This window comes from Terracoccus sp. 273MFTsu3.1 (genome assembly GCF_000383675.1).
Taxonomy (GTDB): Bacteria; Actinomycetota; Actinomycetes; order Actinomycetales; family Dermatophilaceae; genus Terrabacter.
Genome location: NZ_KB911825.1, coordinates 226,045 through 244,529 on the forward strand (window position 1 = coordinate 226,045; position 18,485 = coordinate 244,529).

The 18,485-nt window shown below is 72.0% G+C and carries 10 protein-coding genes; 1 reads left to right on the forward strand and 9 read right to left on the reverse strand.

The window, feature by feature from the left end:
• Positions 1-2: 2 nt before the first annotated feature.
• The 8 genes from H283_RS0117860 to H283_RS25670 form a co-directional block, all read right to left on the reverse strand.
• The gene (locus tag H283_RS0117860) at positions 3-815 is read right to left on the reverse strand and encodes an amino acid ABC transporter substrate-binding protein (RefSeq protein WP_020144898.1); all 813 of its coding nucleotides are present in this window, start codon (positions 813-815) and stop codon (positions 3-5) included.
• A 168-nt stretch (positions 816-983) separates the two neighbouring features.
• Positions 984-1,472 carry a DUF4825 domain-containing protein gene (locus H283_RS0117865; RefSeq protein WP_020144899.1) on the reverse strand — a complete coding sequence of 163 codons (489 nt, stop codon included), beginning with the start codon at positions 1,470-1,472 and terminating at the stop codon, positions 984-986.
• 112 nt (positions 1,473-1,584) lie between these two features.
• Positions 1,585-2,205: a response regulator transcription factor gene (locus H283_RS0117870; RefSeq protein WP_020144900.1), complete on the reverse strand. Its 621-nt coding sequence runs from the start codon at positions 2,203-2,205 to the stop codon at positions 1,585-1,587.
• Positions 2,202-3,650: an ATP-binding protein gene (locus tag H283_RS0117875; protein WP_020144901.1), complete on the reverse strand. Its 1,449-nt coding sequence runs from the start codon at positions 3,648-3,650 to the stop codon at positions 2,202-2,204. The genes H283_RS0117870 and H283_RS0117875 overlap by 4 nt, the downstream gene beginning before the upstream one ends.
• A gap of 50 nt (positions 3,651-3,700) precedes the next feature.
• The gene (locus tag H283_RS28245; RefSeq protein WP_020144902.1) at positions 3,701-4,216 is read right to left on the reverse strand and encodes a hypothetical protein; all 516 of its coding nucleotides are present in this window, start codon (positions 4,214-4,216) and stop codon (positions 3,701-3,703) included.
• A gap of 50 nt (positions 4,217-4,266) precedes the next feature.
• Positions 4,267-4,680: a hypothetical protein gene (locus H283_RS0117885; protein WP_020144903.1), complete on the reverse strand. Its 414-nt coding sequence runs from the start codon at positions 4,678-4,680 to the stop codon at positions 4,267-4,269.
• Positions 4,681-4,844: 164 nt separating this feature from the next.
• The gene (locus H283_RS0117890; RefSeq protein WP_020144904.1) at positions 4,845-5,843 is read right to left on the reverse strand and encodes a GNAT family N-acetyltransferase; all 999 of its coding nucleotides are present in this window, start codon (positions 5,841-5,843) and stop codon (positions 4,845-4,847) included.
• Positions 5,840-6,856 (reverse strand): GNAT family N-acetyltransferase, encoded by a 1,017-nt coding sequence (locus tag H283_RS25670; RefSeq protein ID WP_020144905.1) that lies wholly within the window; start codon positions 6,854-6,856, stop codon positions 5,840-5,842. The genes H283_RS0117890 and H283_RS25670 overlap by 4 nt, the downstream gene beginning before the upstream one ends.
• Positions 6,857-7,018: 162 nt before the next feature.
• Between H283_RS25670 and msrA the strand changes: the two genes are divergently transcribed.
• Positions 7,019-7,693, forward strand: a complete 675-nt coding sequence (msrA, locus tag H283_RS0117900; protein ID WP_020144906.1) for a peptide-methionine (S)-S-oxide reductase MsrA — start codon at positions 7,019-7,021, stop codon at positions 7,691-7,693.
• A 79-nt stretch (positions 7,694-7,772) separates the two neighbouring features.
• On the opposite strand, the gene H283_RS0117905 is transcribed toward msrA, so the two are convergent.
• Complete coding sequence (locus tag H283_RS0117905) at positions 7,773-18,308, reverse strand: calcium-binding protein (RefSeq protein ID WP_020144907.1); 10,536 nt, start codon at positions 18,306-18,308, stop codon at positions 7,773-7,775.
• Between the last annotated feature and the right edge of the window lie 177 nt (positions 18,309-18,485).

Consider the following 18,485-nt stretch of genomic DNA (forward strand, 5'->3'; position numbering starts at 1 on the left):
GCTCACGAACCGGAGACGCCGGCCGGCTGCTTCGAGACGTCGGCCGAGAAGTACTTCTGCGAGATCTTCGTCAGGGTGCCGTCGGCCTCGAGGTCGGCGAGCGCCTTGTCGATGGCGGCGACGAGGTCGGAGTCCTTGCGCGTCGCGACGACCTGCTCGGAGACGTCACCGGTCTTCGCCGCGATCTTCACCGTCGTGTCGCCCGTCGACTTCAGGTAGTCGAGGATCGCGAGGCTGTCGTTGACGGTCGCGTCGACGCGCGACTGCTTGAGCAGCGTGATGGCCTGGGTGAACCCCTCGACCGACTCGACCTGGGCGCCGGCGTCCTTGGCGACCTTGGCCCAGTTGCTCGTCAGGCTCTGCGCGGACTTCTTGCCCTCGAGGCTCTTGAGCGAGGTGACCGACGCGTCGTCGGCGCGGGTGGCGATGACGCCCTCGGACCACGTGTACGTGCTGCTCAGGCCGTAGAGGCCGGCGCGCTCGGGGTTCTTCGTGACCTGGTTGACGACGACGTCGTAGCGGTCGGCGGCCAGACCGGCGAAGATCGCGTCCCAGGGCGTCTCGACGTACTCGACCTTGACGCCGAGCTTGTCGGCGACCGCCTTCGCGACCTCGACGTCGTAGCCGGTCAGGGCGTTCGTCTTCGGGTCGTGGAACGAGAACGGCGAGTAGGTGCCCTCCGTGGCGACGCGCAGGACGCCCGCCTGCTTGACGGACTCGAGGTCGGAGCCGCCACCGGAGCCGGTGCTGCAGGCGGTGAGGAGGACGGCGACGAGCGTGGCGAGCAGGGCGGTGAGGGTGAACCTCGAACGCATGGTGGGCACTTCCTGGTGGATCGTTCGGATGGGGTCGGGGCGAGCGCCAACCTATAAGCCCATCTTGGGATGGACATAATCAGGTGTCGGCATGGCCCACCGCGTGCCAACCGAGCGCGAGCCGCTGGCATTCCCACCCCGGCGTGTCGCGCGCCGGCGTGGAGGCCCTCAGTCGTCGAGCGAACGGACGTAGTCGGCGAGGGCGCCGCGGTCGGTACCCAGCGTCTTGACGTCGTGCCCGAGGGCCGCGGTCGCCTCGCGCGCCGTCAGCGAGAACTCGCGACCCGGTCCGGTCACGTGGACGGCGTCGAGGTTCGTCACCGTGCCGAGCAGCAGCGTGGCCGGTCCGGTGAGGTCGGTCGCCTCGAGCGGCTTGGCCGGGTCGGTGACGGTGATCGTCACGGCATACGGAGGGCGGGTCGTCCACAGCGAGAGCGAGAAGCTGCCGACCGGCCCGAACCCGGCGTCCTCGACGAGCGCGACGACCCTGGAGTTGTCGCCGACGTATGCCGTCCGGTCGGCCCAGAGCGCCTGCGCGCGGTCGTCCGCAGCGACCGGCCCGGACGCTCCAGACGACGGATCGTCGGCCGGCGACGTGGTGCACCCGGCGAGGGCGAGGACCCCGACGGCCAGCGAGGCGACGACGTTCCGGACCATGACGGCTCTCCTGTCTGCGGCACCGACCACCGGTGCGCTGCAGGTCAGGGACGCTGCGCGCCCTCCCCCGGTTCCGGTCGGCCGCGGCGGGACCGGCCCACTCCTCGCGGCCTCAGCCGACGCCGTGGTCGCGGGCCCAGAGCGCCGCCGACGTCCGGTCACCGACGCCGAGCCGGCGGAAGACGTTGCCGAGGTGCACCTTGACCGTGCGTTCGCTGATACCGAGGTTGCGGGCGATCTGCTTGTTGGCGAGGCCTCGCGCGACGTGCGTCAGCACCTCCCGCTCACGATCGCTCAGGGCCGGACCGGCGGGGCGAGGGTCGGGCGACGGGAGCAGGGCGCGAGCCACCCGCGGGTCGAGGGGCGCGTGTCCGGCAGCCGCGGCGCGGACCGCGTCGAGGACGTCGCCGGGCTCGCTGTCCTTGAGCAGGTAGCCGATGGCTCCGGCCTCGACCGCGGCGCGAACCCGGTCGGCCTCCGCGAACGAGGTGAGGACGACGACGGGAGACGTGGTGCCGGCGGCGCGGAGGCGGCGGATCGCCTCCACGCCGTCGACGCCCGGCATCGAGAGGTCCATGAGGACGACGTCGGGACCGAGGTCGCCGACGACCACGACGGCCTCCGCCCCGTCGGCAGCCTCCCCGACGACGCGAAGGTCGTCGCTGGCGTCGATGATGGTGCGCAGCCCGGCACGGACCAGGCGATGGTCGTCCACGACGACGACGGTCGTCATCCCTCCTCCTTCTGCACCGGGAGTGCGAGCAGCCACTGGGTGCCGCGTCCCGGCGCGGACCGGACCCGCAGGACCGCCCCGACGTCGGTCGCCAGGTCGGCGAGCACGCGTACGCCGAAGTGTCCCTCGAACCCGGGCAACAGTGTGGGATCGAAGCCGATCCCGTCGTCCCGGACCCGCAGCACCACCGGGCGCGCCGGGTCGGCGTCCTCGGCGCAGAGCCGGATCCAGACGTGGGTGGCCTCGGCGTGGCGCACGACGTTGCGCAGGCACTCGCGGGTGACGCGGTGCGCCACCTGCTGGGCCAGCTCGCTGAGTCGCGCAGCCTGGTCCTCGTCGACGTCGACGGACACCGCGATGCCGCGTCCGGCGAGCGGACGGGCGAGGTCGGTGACGGCCGTCGCGAGCCCTGCGTCCGCGAGCCGTTCGGGATAGATGTCGACGAGGAGGGAACGCAGGCTGGCGATGCTCGCCCGCACCGTCGAGGCCGCGTCGCTGATCGTGGAGGAGAGCGCCGAGCGGCCTTGTGCCCGCGCGGACTCCGCGGCACCGCTGACGGCGAAGGAGCTCGCGACGAGGTCCTGGACCGGACCGTCGTGGAGGTCGGCCGCGATGCGGCGCCGCTCCCGGGCCGAGGCGTCGACCGCGCGCCGCAGCAGGGACTCGCGCTGCTCCTGCGCCGTGCCGAGTCGGTCGAGCAGTCGCCAGATGATCGGTGCCATGAGGACGAGGAGCAGCAGGAGGCTGCTCGCCAGCACTCCGGCCAGACCGCGCCACACGTCGGAGGCGCGCGTCCTGACGGGACCGTAGTCGCCGTAGACCTCGAAGAGCAGCTCGGAACCGGACGGGGTCCACACCGGGCGGTAGACCTCGAGAAGCTTGCCGCCGTAGCGCTCGAACTCGTTCTCGGAGCGGTCGAGGTCGGAGACCTCGGCCCGGGTCTGCGGCACGGCGAGCGTCTCGCGCTGCTCCTCGCCGAGCGCGAAGTGCTGACCCACGAGCCGCGTCTCGTCGGCGTAGACGATGCGGCCGCCCGGTGCCCACAGCTTGACCCTGACGATCCCGTTGGGCAGCACACGCGCCCGGACGACCTGGTCGAGAGCGGCGTAGGCCGCCGGGTCGCCGGTGAGGAGTGAGTCCTGGAGCACCGGCTGGACGACGGCCAGGGCCAGCAGGTTCGTCGTGTGCGCCGCATCGTTGACGGCTTCGCGCTCCGCGAGCCGGCTCGCTGCGAACGAGGTCCCGACCACGACGACGACGAAGACGACGAGGGCCGCGAGCCCGAGCTGCACGAGCATCCGGCGCCGGCTCGGGAGGGGGCGCACCCGCGCCGGGGCGACACCGTCGGCGAGCGTCCACCAAGGGGGGAGGTCCCGGTGGTCACGCTCGCCGACGGCTCGCGGCGCGTCCGGGGGCTGGGGGTCCCCCGGGTGCGGCGCCGCCACAGGCACCGGGATCGTGTCCCCGGCGCCTGCGCGGTCGGTGCGCGGACTGGTCAGTGGTCGTCACCGCCCGAGTCGTCCGACCCGTGGCCCCCGGACGAGTGCGAGCCGGACGAGTGCGAGCCGGAGTCATCGGAGCCGGACCTCCCCGACCCCGAGTCGTCGCCCCCCGAGTGCGACGACCCGGAACCGGAGGACCCGGAACCGGAGGACCCCGACGAGCCGGAGGACCCGGACGAGCCGGAGCCCGACGAGCCGGAGCCCGAGGAGCCGGAGCCCGACGAGTCCGATCCACCGCCGGCACGGTGGTCGTCGCCGGCCTCGGTGCGGGAGTCGCGGGGGCGGTCGCCGCCGTGGTCGTCACCGACCTCCGTGGTCGGGGTGGCGCTCGGGGTGGCGGACGGCATACCCGTCGGGGTCGGGTCGTCGTCGCCGGACTCCTGCAGGAGCTGCGCCGACGCGGGAACGCGGGCAGGGACGCTCTGGGCGAAGGAGCTGTTGCCGACGAGACCGAGGGTGGCCGGGACGAGGGCGGCGACCGCAGCCGCGGCGAGGGTGAGGCGTCTCATGGGAGTGGTCCTTTCGTGACAGGGGGCGCGAGGGCGGAGGGAGGCTGCGGTCAGCCCGGGTAGACGAGGGTGGCACGGCACTCCTGGCCCGTCGCCGCGTAGCGGGCGTAGGCGCGGATCGTGTCCGAGCCGGCGCGGTTCGTGACGAGGCTGCGCACCGTGAACGAGCCGCTCGGCGCCGTCGTGACGGCTGACCCGGACGAGACCCGGACGGTGTTGTCGCTGAGCGCGACGCTCCAGCGCTGGCCGACGCGGTTGCTGTCGACCTCGAGCTCGACCTGGATCCGGCGGTCGTCCTGCCTGGCCTTGAGCTTCCACGTGGCGCCGGCCGAGCAGTTGCCCGACGTGCGCACCTCGAGTCCCTTGGCCGAGGCGGCCGGGGCGAGGGGGACGGCGCCGGACGCGAGGGCGGCTGCGACGAGGGCGACGGCGGACGTGGCGGTGAGAGTTCGGCGAGTCCTCATGCGTGACCTCCTGGTGGGGGCCCGTCCCGGGTGGTCCGCGGCGGGTCAGCGGGTGCTGTGGGTCCACCGTGCGTCCCCGGGGCGGGCAGGCACCATCGGGCTTTGGTCCTAGTACCTGCCCACGACGACGCCGTGTTGCCGCCGTGGGTTCACCGCCCCCCGGCTCAGAGGTCCTTGGCCCACTCCCGCGTCCAACCCGTCACGGCGAAGCCCATCCGCTCGTTGATGGCGACCATGTGGGTGTTCGTGTCGGCGTTCCACGTGCGCACCGTCGTGACGTCCGGGCGCTCCCGCTGGAGGGCGCGGAGGTTCGCGATCTTCACGGCGAGGCCGAGCGCCCGTCCTCGATGCTCCCGGAGGACGAGCGTGTCCGACTGGACGGCGAGGTCGGGCTGCCCGGGTCGCACGACGAGGTCGGTGAAGGCCACGAGGCGTCCGGTCGGCACGTGCCGCGCGACGGACTCGATGCCCCAGATGGGACTCGGGGTGTTCCACACCAGCCGCACGCGCTCGGCGTCCCAGTCCTCCTCGTCGAGGTCGATGTCGCCCGACGGGGCGTCGGTGCTCATCCGTCGTGCGAGCAGCGCCCGGTCCTCGAGCCACTCCTCGGGGAGCCCGTCGACCGACGTCTCGATGACGTATGCCGCCGGATCGGGTCGGGGGTCGAGCGCGGTCAGTGCGACCTCGTCCACCGGCAGGGCCAGGTCCTGCCGGAGGTCGAGGAGCGTCTGCCGGTAGCCGTTCGCGCGCGCGAATCCCGTTGCCGCGTCACCGTTCTCGACGGGCGCGCCGCTGTGCTCGTGGATGCGGTCACACCCGTCGTCGCGGAGCACCTGCTCGCACCGGGCGAGGAGGGACGAGCCGATTCCCTGCCTCTGGTGGTCGGGGTGGACCGACAGCCAGAGCCCTGCGGTCCCGATGTTGTCGCGGGTGCGGCGGATCGTCTGGGCCGCGGCGGTCGGGAGGTCCGCGCCCTCCTCGGTGACGAGGAACGAGCGCCGCGCCTCGTGGCGGCGCTCTGCGACGTCGACGATCTCGGCGACCGACGTGCGCTCGGCGGCATCGCCCCACACGTGGCGGTTGGCTGCGTGGTGCACCTCGAGCCAGGCCTCGCTCGTCGGGTCGTCGACGGCGAGGTCGATCTCCTTGATCTGCAGACTCATTCGCTGCTCCCGGCGATCTTCTGCCACTCCCGGCTGTACCCGTCGACGGCGTAGCCGAGCTGCCGGTTGACCGCGAGCATGTGCTCGTTGGAGGCGGCGTTCCACGTGCGGACCGCCGTCACGTCGGGCAGCTCGTCCATGAGCCGCAGCGCGTTGGCCGCCTTGAGCCGGAGACCGAGCCCGTGGCCGCGGTGCTCCTTGAGCACGAGGGTGTCCTGCTGGTAGCCGAGGTCGGGACTTCCTGCGGACACCCCGATCGTCGTGAAGGCCACGAGGCGCCCCGAGGGCGTGTGGCGCGCGGCTGACTCGACGATCCGCCGCCCGGAGGCCAGAGTGCGAGCGTGCGTCTCCCGCAGGCGGTCGGCGTCCCAGGCCTCCTCCTCGAGGGCGAGGTCGTCCGTGGGAGCGTCGGTGCTCATCCGCTGCTGGAGGACCGCGCGGTCGTCGAGCCACCCCTCGGGCATCGTGTCGACGAAGGTCTCGATGGCGTAGTCGTCGGTGACGGCCACCAGGGCCGAGAGGGCGTCGCGGTCGGCGGGCAGCGGCATGGCGCTGCGGAGCATCGTCTGCCCCACGGCGTAGCCGTGCCGGGCCGCGAACGTCTCCGCGAGGTCGACACCGCCCTCGGCCCACTCCGTCTCGCCCATCAACGTGCCGCGGCCGTGCTCGTGCGCGATCGCCTCCCCCTCGAGCAGCAGTGCCTCACCGATGCCCCGCCGCCGGTGGTCCGGCAGGACCGACAGCCAGAGCAGGGCCAGGTCGAGGTTGTCGGTCGTCGGCATCCGAACCTCGAACGCTCCGACCAGACGGTCCCCCACCCAGGCCGCGCGGGCCACCCGCGTGCCCGACGGCGAGCGGTGGAAGCCCTGGATCTCCTCCAGGGTCCAGGCGCTGCCGGCCGGACCGAACAGCTCGCGCTGGACGGCTGCGTGGACGCCGATCCAGTCGCGGGCCGCAGCCTCCTGGGCCTCGTCGAGCAGGTCGATCGGCCGGATCTCGAGGTCGTCGCTCATGGGGGCAGTCTGTCGGGCCGGCCCCGCACGCGGCGAGCGATTTGTCCGGGACCGCGCCACCCGGCATACGCAGGGGGTCGCGGGCGTTACAGGGACGTAAGACGCTCCCAGCACGAAGGATGTGACACTGGCATGGTGTTCGGATTCGGTAGGAAGTCCCAGATGCCCAGCCGCGACGAGGCCCTCCCGGGTCGCGCGGACCGCCCGTATGCCGTGAACCCCACCCATGTCGTGCTCGGCACCCCGCTCGAGGGCCCCTGGCCCGACGGCAGCGAGGTGCTCTACGTCGCCATGGGCTGCTTCTGGGGGGTCGAGCGGATCTTCTGGAAGCAGGACGGCGTCGTCTCGACGGCCGCGGGCTACATGGGCGGCTACACGCCCAACCCCACCTACGAGGAGACGTGCACCGGCCGCACCGGACACGCCGAGACCGTCCGCGTCGTCTACGACCCCGAGAAGACCTCGCCCGAGCTGCTGCTCAAGGCCTTCTGGGAGAACCACGACCCGACGACGGCCAACCGCCAGGGCAACGACATCGGCACCGCCTACCGCTCGGCGATCTACTGGACGACCGAGGGGCAGCGTCTCGCCGCCGAGGCGACGCGCGAGGCCTTCCAGAAGGTGCTCGACGACAACGGCTACGGACAGATCACGACGGAGATCCGCTCCGCGGACGACGCCGGGCCGTTCTACCTCGCCGAGGACTACCACCAGGGCTACCTCCACAAGAACCCTGGCGGCTACTGCAACCACGGCCCCAACGGCATGACGTGCCCGGTCGGGATCGTGCGCCAGGACCAGCTCCCGGCCCAGCAGGACATCGCTCCGCCGGCCTGACGGCTCTCGACACACGGCTGCGGCGCTGTGGGATCTCGGATCCCACAGCGCCGCAGTCTTTTCGGTGTTCGAGCGAGGCTCAGTTCTGGCAGGCCGCCTCGTCGAAGTGGCCGGGCGTGCCCGGGTAGGCCGCTCCCGCCCCGTGCTCCGTCTCGCCCGGGTGGACGAGCGCGAGCTCGCGGAAGGCCGACGTCCCCGCCGTCGTCACGTCGGTGGCGGACCGTCCGGCGCTCGTGGCCCACGCCAGCTGCTGCAGGAAGTCCTGCATGGCCGGCGAGTGCTGACGCACGTCGTTGAAGCCGCCGTAGGCCGAGTTGCAGTGCGAGAACAGGTTGTAGGCGCCGTTCCAGTCGATGAGCCGGTCACCGGCGTTCGGACCGTTGGCCGTCACGTCGCCCTGCATGACGTCGCGGTCCCAGCCGCCGTAGATCCAGTCGGTCCCCTGGTGGTGGTTGTTGTTCGCGGGGTCGGCGTCGTCGGTCCCGGTCATCTCGAACCACAGGCACGGGTCGACCGTCGTGACGGCCTTCTTCGTGCCGGACGTCAGCGGCCAGTCACCGAGCGTGCACCCGGTGCCCGGCGTGTAGCTGCCGCGCGGCCTGAGGTCGAGCAGGTCGGAGCCGAGGACGTCCTGCTTCGCCGGGTCGGACTCGCCCGCACCGCCGAAGAGGTGGTCGACGAACCGGTCACCGGTGCCGCGCGACGACGGGTCGAAGGCGCCGTTCGTGCGGCAGTCGGGCGTGTTGCCGTCGAGCCCCGCGTCGCAGCCCTGGCCGCCCCACAGCACGTCCTCGCCGTCATCGCCGTAGACGTCGTCACCGCCGCTGTCGCCGTTGGCGACGTCGTCGCCGTAGCCGGCGTGGATGGTGTCGTCGTCGGTGCCGCCCCGGATGAGGTCGCGCCCGCCCTCGTCCATGCCGTTGTGCGGCATGGACGCGTCGGTCGAGGCGCCGATCCACTGGTCGCCGTCGACGTCGTGGAGCAGGTCGACGCGCCGGTCGTACGCCGTCCGCGGGAAGCCGGTGAAGCTCTCCTTGGGCGGGCTGTTGAGCGAGCTCGTGAACACCGCCGGACTGTCGCCGGCGCTGAGGTACTGGTTCACGATGCCGCCGCGGTCGCCGACGATCGCGTCCCGACCGCTGTCGCCCGTGAGGCGGTCGTTGCCCAGCTCGCCGTAGAGGTCGTCGTCGCCGGCGCCACCGGAGACGGTGTCGTCACCGTCCTGACCCCAGATGCCGTCGTTGCCGTCGTCGCCCCAGATGACGTCGGCACCGAAGGCACCGACCACCTCGCACGTCGCCTGCGTCGTGGAGCAGAAGCGGGTGCTCGGCCCCGGCAGTGCCGGATCGTGCGTGCGCGACGCGGTCGCGTCGGCAGGCAGCGGACCGTCGGGGTAGCGGTCGGCATACGCCTTCTCGGAGCGGGCGCCCGCTGCGCCCACGAGCGTGCGCAGGAGCGAGCCGTTGTCGCCGAGGACGACGTCGTCGCCGCCGTTGCCCTCGATGACGTCGGCACCGTCGCGGAAGCCGGGGGTGGGCGTGCCGCCCACGATGTCGTCCTGTCCCGCGTCGGTGCTCGTGCCGCGGAGCAGAGCCACCGGGCTGGCCGAACCGGGCCAGGGGGCGCTCAGTGCCGTCGCCGCGGTGCCGTGGGCCGACGCCGTGCCGAACGGCAGGTCGCCGAAGAGCGCGTCGGCTCCCCCGTTGCCCTGCACGTGGTCGGCTCCGGCGTCACCGGTGACGACGTCGTTGCCGTCCTGTCCCTCGAGCACGTCGACGCCGTCGCCGCCGGAGAGGCGGTCGAAGCCGTAGAGCGTCGCAGAAGGCGTCGTGAGGAAGCCAGCGCCCACCGACCGGTCGTACGGCTCGACGACGCGCGGGGTCATCGCGGTGCCCGGCGAGCTGCCGAGGCGCACCGTCACCGAGGTGGGTGCCTGACCCGGGACCGGGCGCAGCACCTGGCCGTTGTCGCCGAGGACGACGTCGTCGCCGGGACCGCCGTAGACGGCGTCGTCGGTGTCGGGCTGGCCGGCCGTCGTGACGCCCGACCCAGCCGACGGCGTCGAGCTGCCGCCGACGAGGTCGTCGTCGCCGAGGTCGCCCTCGACCCAGTCGACGTCGGGCCCACCTTCGACGTAGTCGTCGCCCGCGTCGCCCTTGAGGCGGTCGGTGCCACGCTGACCGAGCACGACGTCCGCGTCGTCACCGCCGAAGACCTGGTCGGCCCCCGAGTTGGCGAGGACCGGGCTCGCGCCGAGGTCGAGCAGCGTGATGCGGTGCGTGGCCGCGAAGCCGCGCATCCGCGTGATCGGCGTCGAGTCGACCGCGCCGACCCCGGACGTCACGACGGCGTTGTCACCGGTGACGATGTCGGGGCCGGCGTCGCCGAACAGCACGTCACCGGTGTCCGGTCGCCCGACGCCCGCGGTCGACTGCTGGAACGAGCCCCCGACCACCTCGTCCTCGCCGCGGTCACCGTGGACGAGGTCGGAGCCGTTGTTGCCCTCGAGGTGGTCCGCGTCGTCGCCGCCGTTGACGCGGTCGTCGCCCAGCCCGCCGTATGCCGTGTCGTCGCCTGCGCCGCCGAAGAGCTGGTCTCCGCGACCCGCGTCGAGAGCGGTCCCGGCGAGGTCGAAGGGGACGGCATCCGGGTCGGCTGACGACGACGGGTCGTCCACGGTGCCGTTGTCCCCGATGAGGATGTCGCGGCCGGTGTCACCCGAGAGCACGTCGCCGGCATCGGCCGGGTCGGTGTCGGTGCGTCCCGCGGCCCGCGTGCCGCCGTAGACGACGTCGTCGCCGTCGCCGCCGCTGGCCCAGTCCGCGCCGTCGTTGCCCTCGATGACGTCCGCGGCCTCCTGGCCGTAGAGCACGTCGGGTCCGGCGTTGCCGAAGAGCAGGTCGAGGCCCTGACCGCCGTAGCCGCGGTCCTGGCCGGTGCCACCCCAGGCTCGGTCGGCACCGTCGCCGCCGAAGAGGACGTCGTCACCCTGCTGGCCGCAGACGAGGTCGTCGCCACCGCGGGCGTCGACGCGGTCGGCCGCACCCCCGGCGGAGATGGTGTCGACGCCGGCGCCACCGGTGATGAGGTCGGGACCGTCGTCGGTGCTCGGGTCGCTGCCACCCGACGTGCCTTCCGGCACCGGGTCGGACGCGACGGGCGAGCCCGCGCGACAGGTCTCGTCGGCGACGGCCGTCACGGTCGCGGCGTCACGCAGGGTGTCGCCGAAGATCGTGGACGCCCCGTCGCCGCCGATGACGTGGTCGCTGCCCCGGCCCCCGACGAGCGTCTTGGGAGACGGCGCCGTGCCGGTCGGCAGGGCCTGGTGCTCGACGAGCCGGGTGTGCCCGAACGTGACCCCCTCGATCGTCTCGGCGGCCGCCAGCCCACCGACACGGCTGGGCTCGGCGACGACGTAGTCGTCACCCGGTCCGCCGTAGATCGCGTCGGAGCCATAGCCGCCGACGAGGGCGTCCTCGCCCCCGCCGCCGAGGATGCGCGCGTGCTCGGACGGCGCAGAGTGGCTCGTGACGACGTCCTGCTCACGGCTTCCGTAGACGACGTCGTCACCGGATCCCGTCTCGACGATGTTCGGCACCGTGGGTTGGCCGGACGGCGTCGTGAGCGTGTCGGGCTGACCCGCCGCGTCGACGCCGAAGGTCTGCTCCGACGACGTGTAGATCGTGTCGGGACCGGTCCCACCGGTCACCGAGTCGCTGCCGAGGCCGCCGACGAGGACGTTGCCCTTCGAACGGATCGTCGTCCCCGAGCCGTCGGGCCGGTCGGCGGCCACGCCGACCTTGTCGTCGCCGGGGCCGGCGTCGACGCGGTTGCGACCGAGACCGACGCTGATGGTGTCCGCCCCGCCGGTCGCCTGGGACCGGGTCGTCGGGTCGACGCTGAGCTGGTCCGGGTCGACGAGGTCGCCGAGGCTGATCGGTGACTTCTTCGGCCAGTTGGCGTCGTCGACGGCGTTGAGCGTCGCGGAGAAGGCCTTCGTGGGCGAGGGCAGGCTCCCGTCGCCGGTGACGAGGTCGTCGCCCTGTCCGGTCGTGATGGCGTCGTCGCCGTCACCGCCGGCGACGCGGGCCACCTGGCCCACGGCGTCGGCCGTGACGATGCGGTCGTCCCCGGCGCCACCGTCGACCCACGAGCTTCCGGTCCCGGTCTGGATCTGGTCCTTGCCGGGGGTGCCGAAGACGATGGCGTCCTTGTCGAAGGACCTCAGGTCACCTGCGCCACCCGCCGACGACGGGTCGGAGTCCTTCTTGCCGTCTCCGACGAAGCTGACGACGAGGGGCGTCGACGAGCCGCGGCCGTCGACGACGACCCGCTTCAGCGTCGGGTCGAGGTACTCACGACGCTCACCGAGCATCTGGATCGCGAAGCCGTCGAAGCCCGCGTTCGTCCCCGCCGGGTCGTCGTCCGTCTGCGCGAAGTGCAGGGCCGTCACCTTGACGACGTCCGCGTCGGTCTCGCTCGTGTTGCCCCAGGGCTCCCCGCGCTGCGTGTCGGTGCCGAAGCGTCCGGCGAAGACGACGAGCGTGTCACCCGAGGTGCCGCCGAGTCTGGGCGGCGGTGGGGTGCAGTTGGGTTGCGCCGTGAAGTCGAGCAGCGTGATGTCCGCCAGGTTGATCGAGAACGACACGCTGAACGGCGAGAAGCCGAGGGTCACGTAGAGGCGCAGGAAGAGGCTGAGCCGACCCGTGGTCGTGAAGAGGCAGAGCGGGTTGTTGACCGCGGCGTGGAGGAACTCGCTGACCCGGAACTTCCCGTCGTTGTTCGGGTCGTTCCAGTGGAAGCCGATCGTCAGGTGCAACCCGCCCTCGATGCCGACGGTGATGATGACGGCCGTGACCGCGGCGCCGGCGGCGATCTCGCCGTCGAGCTGGACGACCGGCACCGGTCGCCCCTCGGAGTCCGTCGTCTTGAAGTAGAGGCCGTCGAGGAGCTTGACGGGGTTGACCGCGGCTCCCTGCTGGGCGGCCTCGACGGCATACCTGATGCCGGCGGTGTCGAGACCGGCCATGAAGCGCAAGGTCACCGACGCGGACCCCGACAGCGTCACCATGACGGGCGGCGGGGCGTAGACCGGGCCGAACGACTGGCGCCAGGTGAAGCCGAGGGTCAGCGGGCCGCTGTCGAACTCGACGAGGGAGACGTCGCTGCCCATGAGCAGGCTGAAGACCGACGACGGGTTGTCGAGGATCGGGAAGGTGAAGCCGGACTTGCTGGCGCTGCCAGCGGCGCCGCCGGCGCCGAAGACGTTGCCCTTGCCGCCCTTGCTGTTGAGGGCGGACTTCACGGTGTCCGGGCTGGCTGCGCTGGCGGTCTTGATGAGCGAGCCTGCAGTGCCGGGCGCGAGGCTGCTCGTCGGGGACACGTCGGTGTCGAGGGCCTTGTCACCGCTCACGGTGAAGCTGCCGATCGGGATGAGGCACGACGGTCCCCCGCCACCGCAGTCGGGCAGGTTGTTGATGAGCGTCGTCAGGGCCGCGATCTTGTCGACGAAGTCGAGCTTTGGGCCGCCGGCCAGCGTGTTGAACGTCTTGGCCAGCGTCATGAGGCTGACGTCGCCCCCACCCGCCATCCGGCTGAGGTCGGAAAGGACGGGGATCGGCGCGTAGAGCGTGTCGAGGACCGGCTGGAGCGGGCCCGTCACGGACTTGACCTTCTTGAGCACCGGCCCGAGCAGGTTGGAGAGGAAGCCACCGGCGTCGATGGCGACCTCCTTGAACTCGATCGTCGGTGCGCCGAGGTGCTTGAGGTCCTGGTTCGTGAACTCCCAGCCGAGGACGAAGTTCGCCTGGACACCGGGCAGCACGGAGTCGACCGACGCCTTGACGATCCAGTCGGCCTTGACCTTGGCCGTGAGCGAGATGCCGAAGAGGGACGACGCGTCCCCGTCGCCGATGTCGGCGACCGTCAGGACCGAGCCGTCGGACTCGGTCGTGTCGCGTGACTTGAGGTCGACGAGGAACGCGCCCGCGAAGAGTGGCGCGGTGCCGTTCTTCGTGACGTCGATGTCGAGGAAGGCGAGCTGGGCCTTCATCGACGCGGGCATGTCGAAGCGGGCGCCCAGACCGAACTCGGGCGCGGCCGCCCCGTCCTGCCAGGCGTCGTGCGTGTAGATGACGAAGCCCTTGGTCGTGTTGACACCGGCCTTGAGGTGCAGCTGGAGGCCGACGCCGTAGGTGATGGCGTCGGTGTCGCCCGCCTTGAGGGCCAGGCCCGGGATGCCGATGTCGAGCGGCAGCTTCTTGCCGTCACCGAGACAGCCGGAGCCGGCCACACAGCCCTGCTCGGGGGTGACCGTGCCCGCCTTGATGGTGAAGGACAGGCTGATCCCGTTGATGCTCGTCGTCGGGCAGTCGGTGCGGTCGGGCTTCGTGCTCACGGGGGCGTATGCCGTGGCCGTGGCGGTGCCGTCGTCGGTGAAGGTCTGCGCGCTTCCGGCGATCGCGTCGACGACCTTGACGAGCTCGTAGGCGCCGCCGTCCTTGCTGCGCAGCACCTTGTACTTCGTGGCACCCGCTGCCGCCGACCACGAGACCGTGATCGAGTTGGCGCCGCCGAGGGTCGTCCACGACGTCGTCGTCGCGGCGCTCGGGGCCGAGGGGACGGTGTCGCCGCCCGTGCCGGTGCCGCTCCCCTGGCTCGCGACGATCTCGTAGCGCCAGGCCGTGGAGCCCGTCGTGGACGGCGTGGCGGCGAGCGTCGGGGCGCCGGTCGGCTCGAGCTTGAGCTTGCACTCGTAGTTGACCTCGAGCGTCGTCTTCTCCAGACCCGCCGCGGCGATCGCCTCGGCGAGCTTGTCGTTGACGTAGGTGCGGGCCTCGGCCGGGCTGGCCGGCACGTTGCCGAGCTTGGACTTGATCTCCGTCCGGAGCCGGCCGATGGAGTCGGCGCCCTGCTGGAGGTCCTTGCCGACGAACGGCAGCTTGCCGTCGAAGGTGGCCAGGCGCATGGCCTGCTCGATCTTCTCGAGGTAGCCGTCGAGGCCCGGCCCGATCTGGGTGAAGTCGGCGAAGGCGCTCGCGAACGCCGCGGACAGGTCGGGCACCTCGAAGCGCTTCTTGGCGGCGTCGGGTGCCGGGAGGTTGCCCGTCAGGGTGGCGAGGTCGGCCGGGTTCGTGGAGTCCGGGAGCCGCAGCGCGATGGAGCCCAAGGAGGCCGCCGGGCTGCCCGGCACGGTCGCGTAGAGCGGGACGGTGCCGCAGACCATGAGCGGGGTCGCGAGGCCCTCACCGCAGTCGACCGGGGTGTTCGTGGCGTTGAAGCTCACGTCCAGGCCCGAGAGGAACGTCGAGAAGCTCACCGGGGTGTCGGCGGTGGCGCTCGCGTCGGCCAGGTCGAGGCTGACGTCGGCCTTGAGGGAGACCTGCTTGGCGGCATCGCCGCCGGGGTCGCCGGCCGAGACCGTCAGCGGTCCGATGGTGCCCGCGACGCGGCCGTTGAAGCTGGCCGCGGCCGCGACGCTGACCTTCGAGTCGGCGAGGACCTTGAGCGAGGACGCGTCGCCCGGCCCCGTGCCGGGCGCGAGCGGCACGACGAGGCCGACGTCGACGCCGCCCTTGACGTGCACGGATCCCTGGCCCGTCGCGGCCGCCGAGACGAGCGACTGGTCGCCGCCGAGGTCGAGGCGCAGGGGGGCGTTCGTCTGGTAGTCGCGCTTCCAGTCGAGGTCGAGCACGACGCTCGGGGTCCCGGCGTCGTCGAGGTAGCGGAAGTGCAGCGCGCCGGTGCCGAGTCGCTCGTCGAGGAACGCGACGAGGTCCTGCATGTTCTGCGGCGGGTGCACCGACATGATGTCGATGGCGTCGTCGAGGGGCGAGCGGAAGGTGTATGCCGTGTCGTCGGCCGGTCGGGTCGTCCAGTTCTCGGTCAGGGTGACCGTGTCACCCGAGACCGACGCGACGACGGCCACCTGGGTGCCGACGATGACGGTGCGTCCGACGAAGGACGTGTCGAACGTGCGGCCCACGTGCTGGAGGGTGTTCGCGCCGTAGTTGACGTCGCTGCCGACACCCGACGAGTCGCGCTGCATCAGGTCGCGCAGGGAGGTGCCGGTGCCGGGGATCTCGCGGCTGTAGACGCCCGACGCGCCGCCGGGCTGGGCGTCGGCGAGCTGGGCGGCGAGGGTCTGGAGGGTCTTGAGCACGATCGCGAAGAGCTCGGCCTGCGAGCCGGGCTTGATGTCGAGCGCGAAGATCCGGCTCAGCCGGCTGAGGTCCAGCTGCGGTCCGTCGGTCCCGGTGAGCTGGGTCAGGTCGTTCCACGAGGCGGAGACGCCGACGTCGGTGCCGGCGGGCAGGAAGCCGTCCGCCTCGGGGATCGAGGCCTTGAGGTCGGCGGTGGCACGGACGTGGACGTCGACGTCGAGCAGGTCAGCGGCCTTGCTCGGCCCGGTCGGGCTCGCCGTGACGAGCTGCTCGAAGAGCTGCCGCAGACGGATGTCGTGCTGGGCGTCCCCGGCCTGCTTGAGGCCGATCGAGAGCATGTGCCCCGAGCCGGCGGCCGAGCAGTCGGCGGGCGCAGCGCTGTTGCACACCGCGAGGTGTCCCTTGAGGCGCACCTGGAAGAAGCCGGCGTTGGCGGTGAAGTCGACCGCGGTGTCGATCGGGAAGTCGGCCGTGAGGAGCGGGCTGCCGGTGCGGATGAGCACGCGGTCGGCGCCCAACGGGAGCGAGGTGACGTTGGTCTTGAACGCCCCGGTCGTCTCGACGAAGGGGCAGGCCTCGGTGTTGCCCTCGAAGCCGATGCACGCCGCACCGGTACGGGCGTCCTGCAGGTCGAGCACGAGCGTCAGGTCCGCCGCGAACGACGGCTTGACGGTGGCGAAGGTCTGGGCGGAGTTCGCCCGCAGGATGCCGCGGCGCGGTCCACCGGCGACGGGCTGGTCGGTCAACATGTCGCCGAAGGTCACGGCGCCGAGCTGGGCCTCGGGACCGACGATGACGAACGGCGTTGCAGCAGAAGGCTGTCCGCCGATCCAGGGTCCAGACAGTGTCAGCGCGTTCTTCGTGTTCGAGGCGACCTCACCGGCTGACGTGCCCGCCATGACGCGCATGCCGGTCCACTGGTTCGCCTGCCACGGCTGGGACCCGTCGTCGAGCGTGAGGCCGGTGGCTGCATACGTGGCAGAGGGCCGGGAGGTGCGGGCACTGCCGGCGTCCATGGCGACCCCGGTGCTCGGCGCGGTCTTGACCATCCGCATGCGGAAGACGAGCTTGCTCGTCGTCGGGTCCCACGCGAGGTCGTCGAGGCCGATGCCGGCTGCCTTGAGCTTGCCGATGAGGTCCTGGATCGAGTCGAACGTCGGGTTGCCGACGGTCGTCGCGTCGAAGCCGGGAGGCGTCGGCTGGTCGGGGTCGGGCTGCTGGACGACGTTCGCCTTGAGGAAGTCGACGAGGACCTGGTTGGCCTTGACGGCATCGGACACGGTGCCGCGCAGGAACGGCAGGTCGAGGTTGCCGGTCGTCGGGAGGGGGCCGGCACCGTCAGGGTCGAACTTCGCCTGCTGGATGCCGGTGAGGGCGACCGCGACCTGCGCGAGGCCGTCGGCGAGGTCGCGCAGGCTCATGTTCTGGAACTTGCCGACGAGGGCGGCCAGGCTCGGCGCCGAGACGGTCGGCGTGCCCGTCGAGATGTTCGGCCACGTCAGGGTGACGTCGGCCGCGACGTTGGCGGGGAAGCTGACCCCGGCGATGCCGCTCGTGTCGGCGGCGACCGACAGGGTGCCGCCGACCGAGCCCGGCGTGCCGGGGTCGGAGGGCGAGCCCGTCGGGTCGAGGGCGGCCGAGACGAGGCCGGCCAGGGAGCCGTCCGCGGCGAGCTCGCCGTCGCCGACCGCGGCCGCGTCGAAGGCGAGGATCCCGTCGTTGTTCGGGTCGTTGACGCGGGCGTACGCGTGGGCCCTGACGGTGAAGTCCGTGCTCTCGAGCGTGACGCCGAGGATCCCGACGGCCGCCTTGGCCGCGCCGGACAGCTGTGCCGTGACGTCGACGTCGAGCCGCGGCGCGTGGGCCGTGTCGCTGGCCAGATAGACGCGGTTGGTCGTCGGTCCGGTCCAGACGACCCAGAGCGAGAGCGTGGCCTCGACGGTGGCCGTGACCCCCTTGGGCGAGGACAGCTCGACCTTGGGGCTCGTGGAGCTGACGGTGAGCGCCTGCTGGGTCGCCGTGCGGGTCACGACGAGGTTGACGTGGACGCGCTTGCCGTCACCGAGGTCGTCGACGGAGACGTCGAGCGTCCCGGTCCGACCTCCGGGCAGGGCGACCGACTCGCCCGACGTCGCGAGGTCGGCCCACGTCGTCGTGCCGGCGAGGGCCGGGGCCACGCCCTTGTCGATGAGGTCGTCGGCGCCGGCGAGGCCGCCGGGGCTCGCCGACACGAAGGGGATCGGCTTGCCGAGCGCGCCGATGCCGGCGAGCCCGGAGGTCCAGGCGGCGAGGTTCCGCGACCCTCCGCTGCCGCCCAGCAGTGCGACGACGCGGTCGACCCCGGGATCGGGGTCGGCGGCATACGCAGGCGACTGGCCGGCGAGCGCTCCCACGACGACGAGGAGCGAGGTGAGACCGGCTCCGAGGGCACGACGAATCGACTTGCGCACCATGATACTCCCCATGCGGGGGCGTGCCGTGTGCTCGTTCCCTGCGCGAGCCGTGTCCGCCACGCCATCCCTCGGCCCAAGGTATTGAGGAACACGTCACATGTCCGGAAAACCCCCGGAACTCATTGCGAATCGGTGATATCGGGGCGCATGTGACACATGGGACAAAGGGGTCGCCCG

Bases quoted from the DNA above. Each gene is read 5' to 3' on its own strand.
- H283_RS0117860 (WP_020144898.1), bottom strand. From the start codon at position 815: ATGCGTTCGAGGTTCACCCTCACCGCCCTGCTCGCCACGCTCGTCGCC.
- H283_RS0117865 (WP_020144899.1), bottom strand. From the start codon at position 1,472: ATGGTCCGGAACGTCGTCGCCTCGCTGGCCGTCGGGGTCCTCGCCCTC.
- H283_RS0117870 (WP_020144900.1), bottom strand. From the start codon at position 2,205: ATGACGACCGTCGTCGTCGTGGACGACCATCGCCTGGTCCGTGCCGGG.
- H283_RS28245 (WP_020144902.1), bottom strand. From the start codon at position 4,216: ATGAGACGCCTCACCCTCGCCGCGGCTGCGGTCGCCGCCCTCGTCCCG.
- H283_RS0117885 (WP_020144903.1), bottom strand. From the start codon at position 4,680: ATGAGGACTCGCCGAACTCTCACCGCCACGTCCGCCGTCGCCCTCGTC.
- H283_RS0117890 (WP_020144904.1), bottom strand. From the start codon at position 5,843: ATGAGTCTGCAGATCAAGGAGATCGACCTCGCCGTCGACGACCCGACG.
- H283_RS25670 (WP_020144905.1), bottom strand. From the start codon at position 6,856: ATGAGCGACGACCTCGAGATCCGGCCGATCGACCTGCTCGACGAGGCC.
- msrA (WP_020144906.1), top strand. From the start codon at position 7,019: ATGCCCAGCCGCGACGAGGCCCTCCCGGGTCGCGCGGACCGCCCGTAT.
- H283_RS0117905 (WP_020144907.1), bottom strand. From the start codon at position 18,308: ATGGTGCGCAAGTCGATTCGTCGTGCCCTCGGAGCCGGTCTCACCTCG.